This is a genomic window from Micromonospora sp. DT201, assembly GCF_049841575.1.
Classification (GTDB): domain Bacteria; phylum Actinomycetota; class Actinomycetes; order Mycobacteriales; family Micromonosporaceae; genus Micromonospora.
Genome location: NZ_JBNCKP010000043.1, coordinates 1 through 18,220, shown reverse-complemented (window position 1 = coordinate 18,220; position 18,220 = coordinate 1). Strand labels below are relative to the sequence as shown.

The 18,220-nt window shown below is 69.4% G+C and carries 19 protein-coding genes; 11 read left to right on the top strand and 8 right to left on the bottom strand.

The window, feature by feature from the left end:
* Positions 1-454 precede the first annotated feature (454 nt).
* From ACLQ28_RS34185 to ACLQ28_RS34170, 4 genes are all read left to right on the top strand, one after another.
* A complete protein-coding gene (locus ACLQ28_RS34185) occupies positions 455-1,348 on the top strand; it encodes a DUF1996 domain-containing protein (RefSeq protein ID WP_425690391.1) in 894 nt (297 codons plus the stop codon).
* 71 nt (positions 1,349-1,419) lie between these two features.
* Positions 1,420-2,088, top strand: a complete 669-nt coding sequence (locus ACLQ28_RS34180) for a DUF305 domain-containing protein (RefSeq protein ID WP_425690390.1) — start codon at positions 1,420-1,422, stop codon at positions 2,086-2,088.
* Positions 2,089-2,098: 10 nt separating this feature from the next.
* The gene (locus ACLQ28_RS34175; RefSeq protein ID WP_425690389.1) at positions 2,099-2,548 is read left to right on the top strand and encodes an aldo/keto reductase; all 450 of its coding nucleotides are present in this window, start codon (positions 2,099-2,101) and stop codon (positions 2,546-2,548) included.
* On the top strand, positions 2,503-2,787 hold the full coding sequence (locus tag ACLQ28_RS34170; protein WP_425690388.1) for an aldo/keto reductase: 285 nt from the start codon (positions 2,503-2,505) through the stop codon (positions 2,785-2,787). The genes ACLQ28_RS34175 and ACLQ28_RS34170 overlap by 46 nt, the downstream gene beginning before the upstream one ends.
* 30 nt (positions 2,788-2,817) lie before the next feature.
* Here ACLQ28_RS34170 and araD read toward each other — a convergent pair whose 3' ends face one another.
* The 4 genes from araD to ACLQ28_RS34150 all read right to left on the bottom strand — a co-directional run bounded on the left by araD (position 2,818) and on the right by ACLQ28_RS34150 (position 6,881).
* Positions 2,818-3,543, bottom strand: a complete 726-nt coding sequence (gene araD, locus ACLQ28_RS34165) for an L-ribulose-5-phosphate 4-epimerase AraD (protein WP_425690387.1) — start codon at positions 3,541-3,543, stop codon at positions 2,818-2,820.
* A 214-nt stretch (positions 3,544-3,757) separates the two neighbouring features.
* Positions 3,758-4,537, bottom strand: coding sequence for an alpha/beta hydrolase (locus tag ACLQ28_RS34160; protein WP_425690386.1), 780 nt, complete (start codon positions 4,535-4,537; stop codon positions 3,758-3,760).
* 93 nt (positions 4,538-4,630) lie between these two features.
* Positions 4,631-5,527 carry an acetyltransferase gene (locus ACLQ28_RS34155; RefSeq protein WP_425690385.1) on the bottom strand — a complete coding sequence of 299 codons (897 nt, stop codon included), beginning with the start codon at positions 5,525-5,527 and terminating at the stop codon, positions 4,631-4,633.
* A 157-nt stretch (positions 5,528-5,684) separates the two neighbouring features.
* A complete protein-coding gene (locus ACLQ28_RS34150; protein WP_425690384.1) occupies positions 5,685-6,881 on the bottom strand; it encodes a low temperature requirement protein A in 1,197 nt (398 codons plus the stop codon).
* A gap of 627 nt (positions 6,882-7,508) precedes the next feature.
* Between ACLQ28_RS34150 and ACLQ28_RS34145 the strand changes: the two genes are divergently transcribed.
* The gene (locus tag ACLQ28_RS34145; RefSeq protein ID WP_425690383.1) at positions 7,509-8,618 is read left to right on the top strand and encodes a glycoside hydrolase family protein; all 1,110 of its coding nucleotides are present in this window, start codon (positions 7,509-7,511) and stop codon (positions 8,616-8,618) included.
* A gap of 6 nt (positions 8,619-8,624) precedes the next feature.
* Here the strand turns inward: ACLQ28_RS34145 and ACLQ28_RS34140 are convergent, their stop codons facing one another.
* Positions 8,625-9,509: an NAD-dependent epimerase/dehydratase family protein gene (locus ACLQ28_RS34140; protein WP_425690382.1), complete on the bottom strand. Its 885-nt coding sequence runs from the start codon at positions 9,507-9,509 to the stop codon at positions 8,625-8,627.
* Between the two features lie 69 nt (positions 9,510-9,578).
* Between ACLQ28_RS34140 and ACLQ28_RS34135 the strand changes: the two genes are divergently transcribed.
* The 5 genes from ACLQ28_RS34135 to ACLQ28_RS34115 all read left to right on the top strand — a co-directional run bounded on the left by ACLQ28_RS34135 (position 9,579) and on the right by ACLQ28_RS34115 (position 13,202).
* On the top strand, positions 9,579-9,989 hold the full coding sequence (locus ACLQ28_RS34135) for a VOC family protein (protein ID WP_425690381.1): 411 nt from the start codon (positions 9,579-9,581) through the stop codon (positions 9,987-9,989).
* 98 nt (positions 9,990-10,087) lie between these two features.
* Entirely contained in the window at positions 10,088-10,714 is a 627-nt protein-coding gene (locus ACLQ28_RS34130) for a glyoxalase (protein ID WP_425690380.1), read from the top strand.
* Between the two features lie 11 nt (positions 10,715-10,725).
* Complete coding sequence (locus tag ACLQ28_RS34125; RefSeq protein ID WP_425690379.1) at positions 10,726-11,181, top strand: pyridoxamine 5'-phosphate oxidase family protein; 456 nt, start codon at positions 10,726-10,728, stop codon at positions 11,179-11,181.
* 89 nt (positions 11,182-11,270) lie between these two features.
* Entirely contained in the window at positions 11,271-11,690 is a 420-nt protein-coding gene (locus ACLQ28_RS34120; protein ID WP_425690378.1) for a PPOX class F420-dependent oxidoreductase, read from the top strand.
* A gap of 168 nt (positions 11,691-11,858) precedes the next feature.
* Positions 11,859-13,202 (top strand): glycoside hydrolase family 18 protein, encoded by a 1,344-nt coding sequence (locus ACLQ28_RS34115; protein WP_425690377.1) that lies wholly within the window; start codon positions 11,859-11,861, stop codon positions 13,200-13,202.
* A 58-nt stretch (positions 13,203-13,260) separates the two neighbouring features.
* Here ACLQ28_RS34115 and ACLQ28_RS34110 read toward each other — a convergent pair whose 3' ends face one another.
* On the bottom strand, positions 13,261-13,656 hold the full coding sequence (locus ACLQ28_RS34110; RefSeq protein ID WP_425690376.1) for an effector-associated constant component EACC1: 396 nt from the start codon (positions 13,654-13,656) through the stop codon (positions 13,261-13,263).
* A 167-nt stretch (positions 13,657-13,823) separates the two neighbouring features.
* Here ACLQ28_RS34110 and ACLQ28_RS34105 point away from each other — a divergent pair, with 167 nt between their 5' ends.
* Positions 13,824-16,634 carry a M14 family zinc carboxypeptidase gene (locus ACLQ28_RS34105; RefSeq protein WP_425690375.1) on the top strand — a complete coding sequence of 937 codons (2,811 nt, stop codon included), beginning with the start codon at positions 13,824-13,826 and terminating at the stop codon, positions 16,632-16,634.
* 67 nt (positions 16,635-16,701) lie between these two features.
* On the opposite strand, the gene ACLQ28_RS34100 is transcribed toward ACLQ28_RS34105, so the two are convergent.
* Both ACLQ28_RS34100 and ACLQ28_RS34095 read right to left on the bottom strand, forming a co-directional pair.
* Complete coding sequence (locus ACLQ28_RS34100; RefSeq protein ID WP_425690374.1) at positions 16,702-16,893, bottom strand: DUF397 domain-containing protein; 192 nt, start codon at positions 16,891-16,893, stop codon at positions 16,702-16,704.
* On the bottom strand, positions 16,884-17,684 hold the full coding sequence (locus ACLQ28_RS34095; RefSeq protein ID WP_425690373.1) for a helix-turn-helix domain-containing protein: 801 nt from the start codon (positions 17,682-17,684) through the stop codon (positions 16,884-16,886). The genes ACLQ28_RS34100 and ACLQ28_RS34095 overlap by 10 nt, the downstream gene beginning before the upstream one ends.
* Positions 17,685-18,220: the final 536 nt, after the last annotated feature.

Here is an 18,220-nt window from a genome sequence, read left to right as displayed (position 1 = left end):
CCCGCGGCTACACCACCAACTGACCCACCCCCACGCAAAACCGAAAGGGCCGGACCCCACCAAGGGGCCCGGCCCTTTCGGCATCGCGAATCCCAACGCTGAGCGAAGGGCCGGACCCCAACCCGGGACCCGGCCCTTCAACATCGCCAACCCCAACCCATGAGCGAAGGGCCGGACCCCCACCACGGGGGATGGCCCCTCGGCATTGCTGACCCCACCAACGCACAAGCCATGGGCCGGACCCCACCACGGGCCCGGCCCTTCGGCGTCGTCATTTCCACCAACTGCGGCACTCATTGACAAGCTTCGAGGCGAGGGTCAGGCTTGTCAGCAGTGAGAGCGCTCTCTCGCTCCAGGCTCAACCGGCCACCACCATTCTGGCCAGGGCAAACTCCGGTGTCTTCGGCGGCGGCGCCGGAGTTGCCCCTGACCCGCCCCCGACAGGAGTTACAAGATGGACAGGGCCGCACCCCTCTCCGGCATCCACCGCCGACTGCGCCTCGCCACGGCGATCGGCGCATTGCTGGTGCTACTCGGCACGTACGTCGTCTCCACCACCGCACGGGCCGACGCCGCCATCGGCGTCAACGCCATTCGGGTCGCCGAGTTCCCCGCCGACTGCACCTACAGCCACCGGCTGCCGGACGACCCGATCGTCTTCCCCGGGCTGCCCGGGGCCTCGCACATGCACAGCTTCTTCGGCAGCACGGTGACGAACGCCCACACCACACTGCCCGACCTGGTCAGCTCCCCCACCACCTGCAACCCACAGGTGGATGTCTCGTCCTACTGGGTGCCGACCCTGTACCGCAACAACCAGCCGGTGGAGCCGGCGATCGCCACGTTCTACTACCTGGGCGAAGGTGTGCGCGCCGACGTCGTGGCGAACACCCAGCCGTTCCCGCAAGGGCTGCGACTCGTCGCCGGCAACGCGCGGGCCGCCGGGCCGAACGACAGCATCGCCCGCTGGTCGTGCCTGCACGCCGGGCACGTGCCGCCGTCGAAGGACTTCGTCACCTGCCCAGCGGGCACGATGTTGGAGTCGTACCTGGACTTCCCCCAGTGCTGGAACGGTCGGGACCTGGATTCTCCGGATCACAAGAGCCACCTGGCGTACCCGGTGAACCAGGCCTGCCCGAGCACCCATCCCGTGCATGTGCCGAAGTTGCGGCAGGTGCTGCGCTACCCGGTCAACGGTGACCCGTCGGGGTTCCGGCTGGCCTCCGGGCCGGGCTACACCATGCACGGCGACTTCTTCAACGCCTGGCCGGTGGCCGAGATGGCCCGCCGGGTGCAGGACTGCATCCGTCCCGTCATCAAGTGCGGTCACGACGGCCGACCGATCTGAGCCGACAGGTGCACACCGAGGAGGCGGGCCCGGTCCACGCCGGGCCCGCCCCTGAGGCGAAAGGGGCCCGGATGCGCATCGCCAAACCGACCGCCCTGCTCGTGGCGACAATGCTCGCCACCGGTTGCGCCACTGGACCACCGAACGACGCCGGCAAGACGCCGCCCGTAACCACGCCGACCGCATCGGCCGCAACGACCGCGCCGACCGCAACGGCGGTGCCGGCACCCACGGGTACGGCGGGAGCGTTCAGCCCCACCGACATCGCCTGGCTCCAGTTGACGGTGGCGATGGCCGAACGCCTGCTACCCGTACTCGATCTCGTGTTCGCACGGACCACCGACCAGGCCTGGCGGCGCCTGGCCGCCCAGGTCGGGGCTAGCCTGCGCGCAGACCTGGACCAGGCCCGCCGTCTCCTGGGCGATTCCGGTGCGCCGACGACCAACCCGCACGAGGGCCACGACATGCCGGGCATGGTCACCGCCGAGGAGGTGGCCGCGCTGCGGTCGGCCAGTGGGCAGCCGTTCCTCCGGTTGCTCGCCGAGCACCTGCGCGCGCACCTGACGCAGTCGGTCCGGGTGGCCACCGCAGAGCGGGCGAACGGGTCCCACCCGACCACCACCGCGTTGGCCGCAACAATGGTCCGCAAAAACACCGCCAGTCTCTCCCAGCTGCCCCCGCCCCTCCCCCTCCCACCCGTTGATCAAGAGGTTGGCGTCATCCCGCCCGGCGGGTCGTGACGCAAACCTCTTGATCAACGCTCGCGCTCGTCGCCCCAGCGCGGCGCCGATCGCCAGCAGCAGCACGGCGAAGAGCGCGATCCCACCGCCCAGCAGCGCCGGGGAGAGCGAGAAGATCCTCGGCCGCCTGATCGAGCGGGCCGGCGTCCGCGAACGGCTCGTGCTCACGAGCAAGGCCACCAACACCGTCGACCCCACCGACCCGAATGCCAGCGGCAACGGCCGCAAGCACATCATGCGGGCCGTGGAAGCGTCGCTGGGCCGGCTCGGCACCGACTACATCGACCTGTACCTGCTGCACACCTGGGACCGGATCACCCCGGTCGAGGAGGTCGTGCACACCCTCGACGACCTGGTGCGTTCAGGCAAGATCTGGAGAGCGTGGCCGCCGACCTGGGCCGCAGCATGGCCCAGGTGGCGATCAACTGGGTCGTCACCCAGCCCGCCGTCGGCTCGGTGATCGTCGGGGCGAGCAGCCCCGAGCAACTCGCCAGCAACTTCGGCGCGCTCGACTTCGAGATCCCGGCCGACGCCCGTCGCCGACTGGAGGAGGCCAGCGCCCCGAACCTCGGGCTGCCGTACGCCATGTTCACCCCGCAGTACCAGTCCTGGGTGGTGAGCCCTGGTCTCGGCATCGGCGACAAGCCGGTGGGCTACGCCCCGCCGGTGTTCAACGGCGCGGCTGAGCCCACCAGGTGAAGTAGCGCGACCAGTGCGACGTGCAGACGGTCAGGGCCGACGCTGTTCGGGGAGTTGGTTGCCGTAGTAGGCGCCGGCACCGTGCTTACGGGTGAAGTGGCGGTCCAGCAACCACTGCGGCGCGGCTGCCGCGGGGTTCAGCGACAGCGTCTTCAGGGCCATCTCCGCGACCGCCTCGCAGACGATCGCGTTCTCCACCGACTTGAGCGGGTTCGCCGCCCAGGTGAAGGGGCCGTGGTTGGCGGCGAGGGCGGCCGGGTTGGCCAGCGCCTCGGCCTCTTCCCCGATCAGCTCGATGATCGCGCGCGCCGTATTGAACTCGTAGTCGTTGGCACATTCGTCGGCCGTCAGGTCCCGCGTGACCCGGATCGGGCCGGCGAAGGTGTCGGCATGCGTGGTGCCGAGCACCGGCACGTCCCGCCCTGCCTGGGCGAAGGCGACGGCGTGCGTCGAGTGGGTGTGGGTCACTCCGCCGATGGACGGCCAGCGCAGGTAGAACGCCCGGTGGGTTTCACTGTCGACGGAGGGCTTCAGCTCTCCGTCGACGACCTGCCCGGTCTCCAGATCCACTGGGACCAGAAGGTCGGCCGTGAGGTCCTGGTATGCCACGCCGGAGGGCTTGATCACATAGATGCCCGCGTCTCGGTCGACACCGCTCACGTTGCCCCACGTCAGCGCGGCAAGGCCGGCTTGGGGGATGAGGCGGTTCGCGGCGAGGACTGCTGCACGCAGGTCTGCTGATCCGGCCGTACTCATCGAAGATGGCGCCTTTCGGGTCGGGGGGTGACAACCACCGCAGAGCGTTCCGTCGATGCGGCAGCGCGACGTGTTAACGCTAACATTTCAGGTCGGGCACCGGGACCTTCGCCCTACCGGTCAGATGTGACGTGCCCGCACGACGCGCGGCGCGCGGGCAGTTTAGACGCTGACGCAGAAGCGCGTGGTCCCGCGACCTCGGCGACGTCGACGCTCACTGGTCGGCGCTGGCCGTTGGGGCAAGTCCGGACGCCGGTGCCGCATCGCCCTCGTAGAGCGCGATGTAGAGCTGGCGCAGCTCGGACCCCTCGGCACCGAGCGCGCTGAGGTTGAGGATGTTGTGGCCGACACCCAACGCCTCCGGCAGGGTGTGGACCCGGAGCGGGATCGCGTTCGCGTCGGCGATCCGGCTTGGCACGTTCACCGCCGCGGTCAGGTCCACCACACCGTCGAGCGGGCTGATGGCGACCGCCACGCTCCACAGACCGGACCGTCGGGGCGGATTCGGCAGGCTACGCGCGATCGTCAGGTACTGGGTGACGGCGGCGAGGGAGTAGCCGCGCGACGTGACGCGATCCGGGAGGACGCGGCGCGCGTACAACACGATGAGCGGTTTGACCGCGAAGGCCGGTGCCTGGCGAGGATCCGGGCCGAAGAACGGCGACAGCAACAACAGACGCCGTACGACGTTGACCCGGGCCTGGGCCAGCCAGGTGGCCAGCACCGCGCCGCCGGAGATCCCCACGACGCCCACCTCGTCTCCGAGGCCCGCCGCGACGGCCAACGCCTGCGTGGCGTACGTCGTCAACTCACCGACCTCGACCCGGTGGTGGGCCCGCCGGTCGACGGTCCCGTGCTGGGGCGCCCGCGGAATCCAGACGTTGTACCCGCGGTCGAAGAACTCCTCGGCCAGTCCGTCGTACTGCTCGGGCGCGAGGGTGTATCCGTGCAGCAGCAGCACGACCTTGCCGGTAGGGAAGCCGTGACTCAGCAAGCGGCTCCGCGACTCGGGGCGGACTGCTGGCAGGGGACGGGGTCGGCGCCTGCGCAGGGGTGCGCCCCGGTGACAGGGCGCACCCCCGATCAGCTATTGCTGAGCGTTCGACGGCGCGAAGACGACCCTGGCGCGCAACTGCCGAAACCCGGTCCGCTCCAACTCCGCCAGCACCGCCACCTGGTGGGCGTCGACGTCGGCGATGACCTCCCGGGCACCACCGGCGGCCAGCACCCGGACCGCCTCGGCCAGCAGCTCGGGCCGGGCCGCCTCGTCGAGCAGGCCGAGATAGGCGAGCAGTGGGTAGCAGGCGTCTCCGGCCGTGCCGACCAGGCCCACCGGCTTACCGGCCTCCAGCGCGATGCGCCATCCCTCGGGCGTGTCCCCCAGCCAGGCCAGCGGATCGGTGGCGAGGTCGACGCCGCCGACCGCCCGCGCGATCTCGACGCCGGTCAGCACGTCCGGCTCAGCGATCCTGGCGACCAGGGCGTTGATCTCCGCCGCGTCGGCGGGTGGGCGGAAGTCGTAGCGCCCGGAGGATGCCGGCAGAGGTGTGCCGGTCCAGGAGCATCTGAGCCGCTCCCCCAGCTCGACCAGCCCGGCGAGCCGGGCCGCGGCCATCGGTGCCGTCACCACGGCCAGCACCTCCTCTCGGCGCCGCCAGTGCGCCGGCAGTGCGGCGTAGTACAGGCCGGGCCCGCCCAGCGCCTCGTGGGCGGCCCGCAGCAGCTCGGCACCCACCTCCGGCTCGGCGTCCAGATCGAACCGGTCCAGCCAGGGGGCACCGACGGCGCCCGGCGGAAGGAGCCAGGCAGCCCGGCCGACGACCCGGCCGGCGCGGAGGGCGACCCAGGTGTTGTCGGGCCGGTAGCCGCCGCCGGCGACTCCGTCGGCGTACGTGACCTGTCGCAGTTGGGGCAGCGGGTCGGGCATCGAATCGAACAGATTTTCCTCGCCCGCGACGAGCGGACGAATGACCAGATCAGTCATGGGTTGGTCCTCCGGGAAACGAGCGCCCCGGTCAGGTCCGCGCGGACGCCGGAGCGCGGAGGGGGCGCAGAACATCGGACATTGTTCTGACCTCCTCCCGGCTCGACGGCGTGCCCGAGGACCATACGCGCGACGGTCGCCAGCCCGCAATGGATTTTCACAACGTCGGGTTGGTCTCCGACCCACGCCGGTGAGCTCTCTGGTCGAGGACGGCGATGCCGGCCAGGATCAGCCCCGTGCAGGCCGCCACGGCGACCGGCGGGAGCAGCACCATCGGTGGCGCCGCCACGATCAGCGCCAGCGCGCCGAGGTACAGCTTCCGGCAGCGCGGCTTGGTGCGATCTTCCATCTCCAGAAAGCTCCGCCCGACCAGGAACAGCACCGGGCCGCCAAAGAGGATGGCCACCAGAGCCCAGTCGATCGGCGGGTTCGGATCCTCGATGATCTGCCCGAAGCCGACCGCGGTGCAGATGATGCCCCCGACGATCAACAGCAGGCCGTAGCTCGCCCACCGGGAGAGACGTGTGCCCTCGCCGCCGGAGGTCGAGGCCTGACCGGATCGGGCGTGGTAGAAGTAGATCCGCCAGAACGAGACCACTGCGGCGAACGCCGCGACGAGGGTGATGCTCCCCTCGGCGGTGAAGCCCGGGGTGCTGACGGCGGCACCGGCTTCGAGCACCACCTCGGCGAGAGCGATCATGAAGAACTGGTTGTACCGCTCGGCGAGGTGTGCCTGGGAGACGACGACCGCCGTCCTGCTGAACCGTTTCCCGCCAGGCCACGGCGCCGGCCACCCCGTGGCGGCGCCGAGGAGCTCGACAGCGAGGGCGAGGGACCAGAAGATGCCCCGGCCGAGGCCACCGCTGATGCCGCCACCGATCCAGAGCACGCTGGACGCCGTGTGCCAGGCCAGCACCCGGATCGCGAACATCCGACCCGGGTGGCCGCGCAGGGCGAACGTCAGAAAGAGCGGTCGGCCGATCTGAATGAGAACGTACGTGCAGGCGAAGACGACGCCGCGCTCGCCGAACGCCTCCGGCAGCGAGACAGCCAGCACCAGCGTGCCGAACATCGTCACCAGCAGAACGGCCTGCAGGTCAGGACGCCGAGGGTCGTAGGTGCTCGCCAGGAGGGCGTTGAGCGACCAGATCATCCACATCGCCGTGAAGAACAGCACCGTCTGGCCCGCCTCGGACAGCAGCGTGTGCCGGACGATGGTCAGGTCGTCCGCGATCCGCCCGGCGAGCCGGGCGAGCGCGAAGACGTAGACGATGTCGAACAGCAGTTCCAGGACGGTTGCCGAGGATGTGCTGCGGCTGTCCCCGAGCCCGCGAAACCCGGTGCGAGTCAGCACGAACGGCGGGACAGCTCAGCCGGCCAGGCCGGCCGGCACGGCCACGCCGAGGTGACGACGGTCTTCGGCGACCCGCCTGGCTGTCATCGCCCCCGAGCCTCCTCACCGACCGGTCCCGCCTGACACCTGCCCGCGTACTGTATCCACCTATATCGCGCTCTTGGCGTGTATGGGTGGATACAGCACCTGCGGGCTCGGGCTGCGTCCGTCCGTCGCCCTGTCGCTCTCACCGCGTCGCGCGGGCGGGCCGGGTCGGTTCGACCTGAGAACGGGATGATGTTCGTGCCGCGGGCGTGTCGCCCGTTGGTGCGCGCCGCCATCCAGGCCAGGCGGGTGTGCAGGTCGGCGGCGAGCACCGTGCCGTCGGCGAGGCGGGCGGCCGGCCGGCCGTCGTCGACCAGCAGCTCTTTGATCACCTGGTCGCGGTGCACGACGATGCGGCCGTCGGTGACGCGCTCGAAGAAGCCCTCCGTGGCGAGGCTGACCGTGCTGCGGGCGATTCGAGGCCGGGCCGACGAAACTGTTATCCCGGTGCGGCCGGCCAGTCTCCTGAGGGGAGGTGCCGGTGGGGATCAACCACCACACCTCATCTGAGTAGCGGTGCGACCACGTGAAGGAGCGAAATCGATGCGCGGAACCGGTGACGGCCGAGCCGACACCCCGAAGGTGACCCGGGGCGCACACGCGGAGCCCCGGCGCGGGCTACGCGATCACCTCCCGTTCGGCGCGAGGCGTCTGCTGTGGCCCCTTGCCGTGGCCGCGGTGGTCGCCGTACTGGTGACCGGGGTGATCGTCGTGGTGCGACCGACCGGGCCGGTGCCCGCCCCCGCCTCGACGCAGGCGCTCGACGCGCTGCCACCCACGAACCCGAAGCCCAGCCCACCCACCGCGACCACGCCCGCCGCCACGACAAGCCCGACGGGGCCGACCCCGACACCGACGACCAAGCCGACGGCGAAGCCGACCACCGGGCGTCCGGTCGCCCCGGCGGCCGCCGCGGTGAGCTCGAAACGCAAGGGCGTCGGGGTGTGGACCTTCGACGGCGTCAGCCAGGCGCTCGCCAGTTCCGGGGCGAGTTGGTACTACACCTGGGACGTGGCACACCAGGGCGTGACCAGCCCGAAGGGCGCCGAGTTCGTCCCGATGATCTGGGGAGCGAAGAGCGTCACCGCCAGCAATCTGCAGCGGGCCAAGCAGAACGGCCGACAGCTTCTCGGGTTCAACGAGCCGGACCTGGCCGGTCAGGCGGAGATGACCGTCGATCAGGCGTTGGAGCTGTGGCCACAACTGGAAGCCACCGGCCTTCCGCTGGGCAGCCCGGCGGTGGCCTGGGGCGGTGACCGGCCGGGCGAGTGGCTCGACCGGTTCATGGCCGGTGCGAAGCAGCGCGGTTACCGCGTCGACTTCATCGCCCTGCACTGGTACGGGGGCGACTTCACCACCGCCGACGCGGTCAACCAGCTCAAGTCGTACCTGCAGGCGGTGCACGACCGCTACAAGCTGCCGGTCTGGCTCACCGAGTTCGCGCTGATCGACTTTTCCAACGGCGTCCGCTTCCCGACCCAGGCACAACAGGCCGCGTTCCTCACCGCGGCGACCCGGATGCTGGGTGGCCTGTCCTGGCTGCACCGCTACGCCTGGTTCGGCCTGCCCGCCACGGACAAGGACCAGACCGGGCTCTTCCGTACCGGCAGCGAAGCGACCGCCGTCGGCCGCGCCTACCAGGCCGCGCGCTGACCTCGGCTACACGTGGTTTCGCCAGGAGTGCTGCGGCTCGAAGCCCAGCACCCGTCGCGCCTTGTCGATGCTGAGCAGCGTCTCGTGCTCGCCAAGCTCCTTGCGGATCTCCACACTCGGGTAGACCTCCGCCATCAGGCTGGCGCTGGACCTGCTCATGACGGTGTCGGCGTTGGCGATGATGAAGACGTCGGCACCGGGCTGGTCGTGGACGAGCGCCCGCTCGACCGCCTGGGCCCCGTCACGGGCGTCGATGTAGCCCCACAGGTTCCACCTCCGCAACTGCGGGTCGGCGTCGAACGAGCGGAACGGTGCGTAGTCCTCGACGTCCATCACGTTGGAGAAGCGCAGACCCACCATGACCAGCTCCGGGTCCCAACGGCAGAAGTGCCGCGCCATGTCCTCCTCAAGAGCCTTGTTCAGGGAGTACGTCGACTCCGGCCGCGGCGCGTACTCCTCGTCGACCGGCGCGTACGGCGGCGGGGTGTCGAACGGCAGCCCCAGCACCGTCTCGCTCGACGCCCACACGACCCGCTTGATCCCGGCCGCCCTGGCCGCGGCGAACACGTTGTACGTGGCGGCAGAGTTGTTCGCAAACGTGGTCGCGTTCGACATCAGCCCGGGGGCCGGGACGGCCGCCAGGTGCACGATCGCGTCGACCCCGCCGGCATGCTCGTCGGCGCCGCCGGTGAACGCCTCCACCACCTGCCCGTAGTCGGTCAGGTCGGCCAGGAGGAACTCGCCGTCCACGTCGCGGGGGTCGCGTCCGCCGGCACGGTCCACCGCCAGTACGTCGACACCCACGGCGCGCAGGTGGGCGACGACGGCGCGACCGAGCTTGCCGGTGGCACCGGTGACGACAACACGCCTGGGCAGTGCGGAGTTACTCATGACCACATCTTCGCCGGGGGCGGACGGGGACCCGCACGCGGGTACGGCGTTACCCCTAGCATGATCGACATGGACATCACGATCCACACGAGCTTCCTGCCGCACACCAACCCGGACGCCTCCCTGGCCTTCTACCGCGACGCCCTCGGCTTCGAGGTCCGTAGCGACGTCGGTCAGGGCACGATGCGTTGGATCACGGTCGGCCCCGCCGACCAACCCGGCACGTCCATCCTCCTGGCGCCGCCGGCCGCGGACCCCGGGACCACCGAGGACGAGCGCCGCGCCATCACCGAGATGATGGCCAAGGGCACCTACGGCTGGATCCTGCTGGCCACGCGGGACCTCGACACCACCTTTGAGAAGGTGCAGGCCGGCGACGCCGAGGTCGTCCAGGAGCCGACCGAGCAGCCGTACGGCATCCGCGACTGCGCCTTCCGCGATCCCGCCGGCAACCTGGTCCGCATCCAAGAGCTTCGCTGAGGCCGTCCGATCCTCGATTTGCGCCGTTCGCGACATCTGACGAGACCGGTCAGGAATCGAGAAGCGCCGGTCGCCCGGCCGCAAATAGCGTGATCGCCATGACATCCATCGCATCCGTCACCCTCGACGTGGCCGACCCCGCAGCCACCCAGCGCTTCCACATCGCCGCCTTCGGTCTGGACAAGCAGATTCGCCTGCGGGCCTCGGACGCACCGACGAGCGGCTTCCGTGGGTTCACGCTGGCGCTCACGGTGTCCCAGCCAGCCACCGTCAACGGCCTCGTCGGCGCTGCCCTGGACGCCGGTGCCACGTCGCTGAAGCCTGCCGCGAAGTCGCTCTGGGGCTACGGCGGTGTCGTGCAAGCCCCGGACGGGACGATCTGGAAGATCGCGACCTCGGCGAAGAAGGACAGCGGCCCGGCTACCCGACAGATCGACGAGATCGTGCTCCTGCTCGGAGTCGCGGACGTGGCTGCGAGCAAGCGGTTCTACGTCGAGCACGGCCTTGCCGTGGCGAAGAGCTTTGGCCGCATGTACGTCGAGTTCGTGGCTGGGTCCAGCCCCGTGAAGCTGGCGCTGTACCGACGTCGTGCCCTCGCCAAGGACGTCGGCGTCGCCCCCGGCGGCACCGGGTCGCACCGACTCACGATCGGCGGCGACAGCGGGCATTTCACCGACCCGGACGGGTTCGCCTGGGAAGCCGCATCGCTGGCCACCGCGAAGTGACTGAAGGAAGCATGACGGACGCTCCGCCGCGTGGGCTTGAGCAGAGGCTTCGGGACACTCGCGCCAGACTGGAGAGCGACATCGACCTCTGGGTCGCGACGGCGGGCTCTTCGGGGGGCGTGCATCTCATCCCCCTCTCGTTCCTCTGGGATGGGACAGCCTTCATCGTCTCGACGCCGCGCGACTCGGTCACCGGCCGCAATCTCCTGGCCGATGGCCGGGTACGACTCAGCCTCGGGCCGACGCGCGACGTCGTCATCGTCGACGGCACCGCTGAGCCGGTGGACATCCCCGACCTCGGCCCGCAGATGGGCGACGCGTTCGCGACCAAGACGGGCTTCGACCCGAGCAGTCTCGACGAGCCCTACCAGTACTTTCTGATCCGTCCACGGCGCATCCAGGCCTGGCGGGAGGCGAACGAGTTACGGGGACGCGTTCTCATGCGAGACGGCCGCTGGCTCGGCTGACCGCGCGATGTACCTGCGCGTACCACCATGATCGGGGCCTGCGGGTGCGTAACGTGCAGGGGTAAACGCTGACGCAGACAGGAGAGTTCATGTCCAAGCCACCACTTCCCGAGGCCGCGGTCGCCATGCTCCAGAAGCCGAACCCGGCCGTCATGACCACACTTCGCAACGGTGGCCAGCCGGTGTCCGCCGCGACCTGGTACCTGTGGGAAGACGGCCGGATCCTGGTGAACATGGACGAGAGTCGCCGCCGGCTGGAGCACGTCCGAAACGACCCCCGGGTGTCTCTCACCGTGCTCGACGAGGCTGGGTGGTACACCCACGTCAGCATCATGGGGCGCGTCACCGAACTGCGCGCCGATGAGAACCTTGCGGACATCGACCGGTTGTCCCAGCACTACACGGGCAACGCGTACCCCCGGCGAGAGCGCGCCCGAGTCAGTGCCGTGATCGAGATCGACCGGTGGCACGGCTGGGGCGCGCAGAAGGACAACAGCCAGGTCGGCTGACCGGCTGGCCCGGTCAGCCAAGCGGCCGACCGGGCCACAGCGGGTCACCATCGGCCCCGGCGCCCGTCGCTGGTCGGCTCTTGACCGCAGACTGTGGTCGGCTTAACTTCATCAATCAGATAAGTATCTTTACTGATTGTGTGCTCCAACCTTCGTGGGAGTGTGCCGATGCGATCATTCCGTCACCGCCGTCTCACCGCCGTCGTCGCCCTGGCGACCCTGTTCATCACCGCCGCCCCGCCCACCGCCGCGAGCGCCAGCGACAACCAGCAGCGTCGCGCCGGTTACCACCGGGTCGGCTACTTCACCCAGTGGGGCATCTACGGCCGGGCGTTCCCGGTCAAGAAACTCGACACCTCGGGTGCGGCGAGCCGCCTCACCCACGTCAACTACGCGTTCGGCAACGTCAGTGAGGACGGCCGCTGCTACGTGGATGGCGGGCCGGCCGAAGGCGACGCCTGGGCCGACTACCAGCGACCCGTCCCGGCCGAGGAGAGCGTCGACGGCGTCGCGGATGCCCCGGGCCAGGCGCTCAACGGCAACTTCGGCCAGCTCGCCAAGCTGAAGGCCAAGCACCCCAAACTGCAGGTGCTGATCTCTCTGGGCGGCTGGAGCTGGTCGACGTACTTCTCGAACGCAGCCCGCACCGACGCCTCCCGCAAGGCGTTCGTCGCGTCCTGCATCGACATCTACCTCAAGGGCAACCTGCCGGGCGGAGACGGCGCCGCAGGGGGCCCAGGTGCCGCGGCGGGTGTCTTCGACGGCATCGACCTCGACTGGGAGTGGCCCAACTGGGCCGGCGAGCCGGGCAACGTCATCCGACCGGAAGACCGGGAAAACTTCACCAAGCTGCTCGCCGAATTCCGCCGGCAGCTCGACGCGTACGGGCGCAAGACCCGCGCCCACCACCCGCTGACCGCTTTCCTGCCGGCCAACCCGGCCACCATGGACGCCGGCTACGAGGGTCGCAAGATCTTCAAGTACCTGGACTTCGCCACCGTGCAGGGGTACGACTTCCACGGCGGCTGGGACGCGGTGACCAACCAGCAGTCGGCGCTACGCGTACCGGCCGGCGCTCCGGACAACCCGGACTTCTCCGCCGAGGTGGCCATCGACGGCTGGATCACCCGTGGTGCGCCGCGCGACAAGCTCGTCCTGGGCATCCCGTACTACGGCCGAGGCTGGACCGGCATAACCGGTGGCGGCAACGGCTTGTTCAAGCCCGCCACCGGGCCCGCACCGGCCACCTTCGAGGCCGGGTACGAGGACTACAAGCAGCTCAAGACCCTCGCCGGTAACGGCTACACTGTGCACCGCGACCTCCGTGCCGGGCACGCCTGGTTGTTCGACGGTACGACGCTCTGGACGTACGACGATCCAGCGGTCGTGTTGCAGAAGACGCTCTACATCCGGCGGGCCGGACTGGCCGGCGCGATGATCTGGTCGCTCGACGGCGACGACGACAACGCCACGTTGACCAAGACGATCGGCCTCGGCCTGACGACCTGGTAGGCGTACTCCGCTCGACCCGACTCGCCGCCGGCCGGATCCTCGGTCGACGGCGAGTCGGCTACCTCTCCTCGGGGGTGGTCGCGCGCACCGCGGCCTCGATGAGTGCGGTCACCTGGTCCATGTCACGAGCCCGACGGACGTCCAATTCGGCGGACCAGCCGTCCGGACGGGTGAGCTTCACCGTCACGTCCTCGCGGCGGTGGGTCAGCCAACCCGCGATCGCCTGGACCAGCACCATGACGGCACCGTCGCTGCCGACAGCCACCAACAGCACGTCTGTGGCCCCGGCCGACATCTCCTCGGGTGGCGCCGTCGAACCGGCGGCAGGCGCGGCAGTGACCTTCCCGCGGAGCCGGTCCTCGTTACGCAGCCAGGACGCCAGCGAACGCCGAGCATCGGCGGAGGCAAGATCTGGATAGACCGAGAGCGTGATCGTCTCCTGAGACGCGGGCAACGTCTCCTCCTTCCGGCGAGGACATCGGCACACCATCATCCTGCCAGCCAGCGCCACCTTCGGGCAGCCCGCAGAGTTACCGAAGTCGATCAGACCTTGACCGCCGCTTCGACGGTTCATAGGCTCCGGCCACTGCGAGGCTCTCCCCCAAGAAGGGAACCCGACACATGGCTTCATCGTCGCGTCCGTTCTGGACGGTCCTTACGAAGCGGCTGGCGAGTGCCGCCACGATCGCGCTTCTACTCGGCATGACTCCCCTGCTCAGCGGCACGTCCGCCGCGAGCGCCGCCCGGCCGTCCCCCTGCCGCAACGACCCGACCGCCCGGTTGAGCACCGTGCCCAGCCCGGAGGCCATCCTCGGCTTCCCGCTCGGGGTGGGTCAGGAGCGGGTCGTCACCAACGACGAGGTCCGCACCTACCTCGGGGCCGTGGACAGCGCCTCCAACCGGGTCGTCACAGGCGTGCTGGCCACCAGCGTGCTCGGGCAGCCACTGCCGTACGCGGTGGTGTCCAACGAGCGCAACGTGCGGCCCGCCGCGCTGCGCAAGATCGCCGACGACGTCCGCGACCTGCGCGATCCGCGCCGGACCAGCGCGCGGACGGCCGCCCGGACAGCGAAGGACAGCCCGGCCATCGTCTGGGTCACCGCGAACGTGCACGGCGGCGAGAAGAGCGGCGCCGACGCCGCCCTCAAGACGCTGTACGAGTTGGCGGCAGGCCTGTCCTGCGCGGTCGAGCAGCGCAACGACAACCTGGTCACCATCATCGTCCCCACCCAGAACCCGGACGGGCGCGACGCGACCCGGCGGCAGAACGAGTTCGGCTTCGACCTGAACCGGGACTGGTTCGCCCGCACCCAGCAGGAGACCGACGGCAAGCTCGAACTGCTGCGCCGCTACCCACCGCAGGTCTTCATCGACGCTCACGAGATGGGTGGCCGCGAGTACTTCTTCCCGCCCAACGCCGACCCGATCCACCACGAGATCGCCGGCGAGGCGGTGGACTGGATCAACCGGATCGGCGAGGCCAACAAGGCCGGCTTCGGCTTCAACGGCGCCTGCGACGAGACCGTCACCACCGAGTGTTATTTCAACTACGACACGTACGACATGTTCTTCATGGGCTACGGCGACACGGTGCCGACCACCGGCTTCGGTGCGGCCGGCATGACGTACGAGAAGGGCAGCGCGTCGGCGGTGGCTGACCGCGTCCAGCAACAGTTCAACACCCAGTGGTCGACGCTCGGCTGGGCTGCCACGAACAAGCACGAGGTGCTGAGCGGCTACTTCGACATCTGGACCGACGCGCTCGCCCAAGGCAGGGCGGGCACGCTGGAGCCGAACGAGGTGGTACAGCCCACCAACGAGGTCCAGTTCCCGGTGCCCGACATCAAGATCCGCTCGTACTTCCTGCTGCCCGACCGGCAGCTCGCCGACGTTCGCCAGCTCGTCGAGCGCCTACGCCGCATGGACGTCGAGGTGTACGAGGTGCAGCAGCCCACTCGGGTGCCCACCGCACGGGTCTTCGGTGGCCGGACAGCCACCAACCTGACCGTCCCGAAGGGCGCGTACTGGATCCCGATGGACCAACCGCAGAAGCACTGGATCCAGGCGATCATGGGTGAGGACCCGTACGTCCCGTTCCCCTACTTCTACGACGTGTCGTCCTGGAGCAACCCGCTGCTGATGGGTGTCTCCACGATCTACACCGCAGACAACGTCCGGCCGAAGGCGGAACTGGTCCGCAAGATCTCCGGTGGCCGGGTCGCATCAACCTGGCCGTGGGGCTCCTACACGTACCCGCTGGACTCGGCGGCTGCCGCGGAGTTCACCTTCACTCTGCTCGGCCGCGGCGTTCCGCTCGTGCGTGACCTGAAAACCAGCCGGGTCGCCATTCCGGCAAACAAGCTGAGCCGTACGGTCGACGAGCTGGCCGAATCACTCGGGGTCTCCCTCAGCCCCGGCGGACGGCCCACCGGCACCCCCCTCGCCCTGCCCGAGGTGGGGCTGTTCCAGGGCACCGGCATCTCCACCACGTCGGGCTCCCACGGCGAGGCCCGGTACGTGCTCGGCAAGCGCTGGGGGCTCGACCTCACACCCGTCACCACGGCCGACATCAACGACAACACCGACGCGTTCACCGGGCGTACGGTGCTGCTGGTGCCGGACGGGAGCAGCGCGACCGGCGGTCTGACCGCCGCCGGGCAGGCCAATCTGCGCGACTGGATCGCCCAGGGCCACACGTACATCGGGCTGCGCAACGAGGGCACCCGGGTGGCCCGCGCTGCCGGGCTCACCTCCACCACCGAGAAGACCAAGCCGGCGGACTACCTCGTGATCGGCTCGCACCTGCGGGTCGACGTCGACCACGACAGTCCGGTCGCCCTGGGCCGCCCGGCGGAGGATTTCGAGTTCAACAACGGCGACCCGATCCTCAACCCGAGCACCACCGGGACGAACGTGCTCAGCTACCCGGCGGGTGACACGTTCTGGGCCAACGGCTACACCGTCGGCGAGGACACACTGAAGGGGACGGCCGCGGTGGTCGACGAGCCGACCGGCGCCGGTCGGGCGGTGCTGTTCGCATTCAATCCGCTCTTCCGGGCGTACAACGAAAATGGTCTGCACCTGGTGGCCAACGCGTTGCTCTACCCGGCGGGCGCGCCCACCGCGCCGGACGCCCGGCGTGCGCCCGGCATCGACCCGGCGCGCGCCAGCGCCGCCGCCGCGCCGGTCGCGGCGGACCTGGGCGGCGGGTGGCGGCCGATCACCATCGAGGTGGCGGCGGGCGACCTGTCGCGCACCCGGGCGGTCGTCGAACGCTTCACCACCGACGCCCGGACGTCCGCGCAGGGCGGCTCGGCGTACGTGGTGATCCCGAACCCGCAGGGCCTCCAGGTGGACGAACACCCGTTCGCAAGAGATCTGGTACGCGCGCTGAACGCCGCCAAGGTGCCACTGCGGTCGGTGGTGGGCTGACGAATCTCGCACAGCGAAGCGCCCGTCCCCTCGACTTGGGGGCGGGCGCTTCGGTGCGTTTCTGTGGCTACGACTGCCGGGCGACCTCGGTGACGAACGCCCGCCAGGCCACCGGCCCGAAGACCAGGGCCGGCCCGTCGGGGTCCTTGGAGTCCCGCACGCCGACGAAGCCGGGCAGGTTGTCCGCTACCTCGACGCAGTCGCCACCGCTAGAGCCACTGCGGGTGGACTTGCGCCACGTCGCGCCGATCAGGTCCATGACGTCACCACTTCCTTCATCAGGTCAGTTGACTGCCGCCGAGGTAGGGCCTCGTTTCGAACTGTCTCCCACTTCGACAGAAGCGTAGCCACATCAGCGTCGTTGACGACGACAAGTCCGCCAAGCTGATTCTCCAACTGACCGACCCATCTACCGTCTGCGGCCCGAGCCAGGATGAACGGACCGGTGAGCCCGGCGTGCATACTCACGTCGTCGGGCACGATGTGGACACTGATGTTCGGGCGATCCGCCAAGGTCGTCAGGTGCGTTACCTGTCCGGCCATGATCCCCCGGAAGTCCTCGCCCGCCCTCCGCAGCACTCCCTCGCCGATGACTGCAACGAATTGCGGTGCAGTCGGCTGAGTGAGAATCGATTGCCGGTCGAGCCGAGCTGCGAGCCGCTTGTCGACCTCCTCATCGCTGAGCGTGTCGTCGCATCGAATGACGGCGCGGGCGTAGTGCTCGGTCTGGAGTAGGCCGGGGATCAGGGACGGCTGCCAGGACCGGAGCTGAGTCGCGACGCGTTCGGCGTCCAACCACGGCAGAAACCAGGACGGCGCCCCCAGCTTTGCGACCATGCGCTCGAACAGCCCGCCGTTTTTGAACGCCCGATCCGCGCCCTTGATGAAGTCCATTGTCAGCGCTCGCGTCTCGCCCTCCACGGCACTGACGTGCGATGCGCTAAAGCCGGCGCCCCGGCCGAAGGCCTCCTGTGTCATCCCGGCAGCCCCTCGGGCGCGGCGGATTTCTTCGACGATGAACGCGGCGAGTGGGTGCGGTAGGTCGGCCATTCACAACCCCCAAACCAAAAGATCGACTGCTCACGTCGCCACCCGGCGCGGAACGCTTCGCCAGCTCAACCCCAACCGCGAAGCACCTTCCGAGAGTAGTGGCTTCCACATCAGAGTGTTACCAACGGCGCGACCAATGGGGGACCCGAGAACCGGCGGACGCGTTCGTACCGGGCCGCCCCGATCGGCGAGCACTCGCGGGGCGACCCCTCCCAGGAGCACAGCGGCAGCGTCGAGTCCACGAGATCTTGGACAGTTTCCGTTAGCCGCTAACAGAAACTGTCCAAGAATGCCGAGGGTGTGGCTGCGAAGCGTGCGCCGCACACCAGCCCGCGTCGATCAAGGAGGTGTGGTGGTGGACAAACCGCCTGAACCCTCCCCGACCAGGCACCACAAGTCCATGATCGACGCGGGCCACCGGCACGATCAACTCCAGATCGCCGACATTGCGGTATCCGTTGCCTTGGGCTCAAGTGGTTGTTGCAACGGGGTGGATTCTCGTCAGGATGAGGGGTCATGCCGGGGCAGAGGTTGTC

What these genes read in the sequence shown, in the direction of transcription:
- ACLQ28_RS34100 (WP_425690374.1), bottom strand. Translation starts at nt 16,893, where the DNA reads ATGGACCTGATCGGCGCGACGTGGCGCAAGTCCACCCGCAGTGGCTCT.
- ACLQ28_RS34185 (WP_425690391.1), top strand. Translation starts at nt 455, where the DNA reads ATGGACAGGGCCGCACCCCTCTCCGGCATCCACCGCCGACTGCGCCTC.
- ACLQ28_RS34145 (WP_425690383.1), top strand. Translation starts at nt 7,509, where the DNA reads ATGCGCGGAACCGGTGACGGCCGAGCCGACACCCCGAAGGTGACCCGG.
- ACLQ28_RS34155 (WP_425690385.1), bottom strand. Translation starts at nt 5,527, where the DNA reads ATGACTGATCTGGTCATTCGTCCGCTCGTCGCGGGCGAGGAAAATCTG.
- ACLQ28_RS34120 (WP_425690378.1), top strand. Translation starts at nt 11,271, where the DNA reads ATGTCCAAGCCACCACTTCCCGAGGCCGCGGTCGCCATGCTCCAGAAG.
- ACLQ28_RS34115 (WP_425690377.1), top strand. Translation starts at nt 11,859, where the DNA reads ATGCGATCATTCCGTCACCGCCGTCTCACCGCCGTCGTCGCCCTGGCG.
- ACLQ28_RS34095 (WP_425690373.1), bottom strand. Translation starts at nt 17,684, where the DNA reads ATGGCCGACCTACCGCACCCACTCGCCGCGTTCATCGTCGAAGAAATC.
- ACLQ28_RS34140 (WP_425690382.1), bottom strand. Translation starts at nt 9,509, where the DNA reads ATGAGTAACTCCGCACTGCCCAGGCGTGTTGTCGTCACCGGTGCCACC.
- araD (WP_425690387.1), bottom strand. Translation starts at nt 3,543, where the DNA reads ATGAGTACGGCCGGATCAGCAGACCTGCGTGCAGCAGTCCTCGCCGCG.
- ACLQ28_RS34125 (WP_425690379.1), top strand. Translation starts at nt 10,726, where the DNA reads ATGACGGACGCTCCGCCGCGTGGGCTTGAGCAGAGGCTTCGGGACACT.
- ACLQ28_RS34105 (WP_425690375.1), top strand. Translation starts at nt 13,824, where the DNA reads ATGGCTTCATCGTCGCGTCCGTTCTGGACGGTCCTTACGAAGCGGCTG.
- ACLQ28_RS34180 (WP_425690390.1), top strand. Translation starts at nt 1,420, where the DNA reads ATGCGCATCGCCAAACCGACCGCCCTGCTCGTGGCGACAATGCTCGCC.
- ACLQ28_RS34135 (WP_425690381.1), top strand. Translation starts at nt 9,579, where the DNA reads ATGGACATCACGATCCACACGAGCTTCCTGCCGCACACCAACCCGGAC.
- ACLQ28_RS34130 (WP_425690380.1), top strand. Translation starts at nt 10,088, where the DNA reads ATGACATCCATCGCATCCGTCACCCTCGACGTGGCCGACCCCGCAGCC.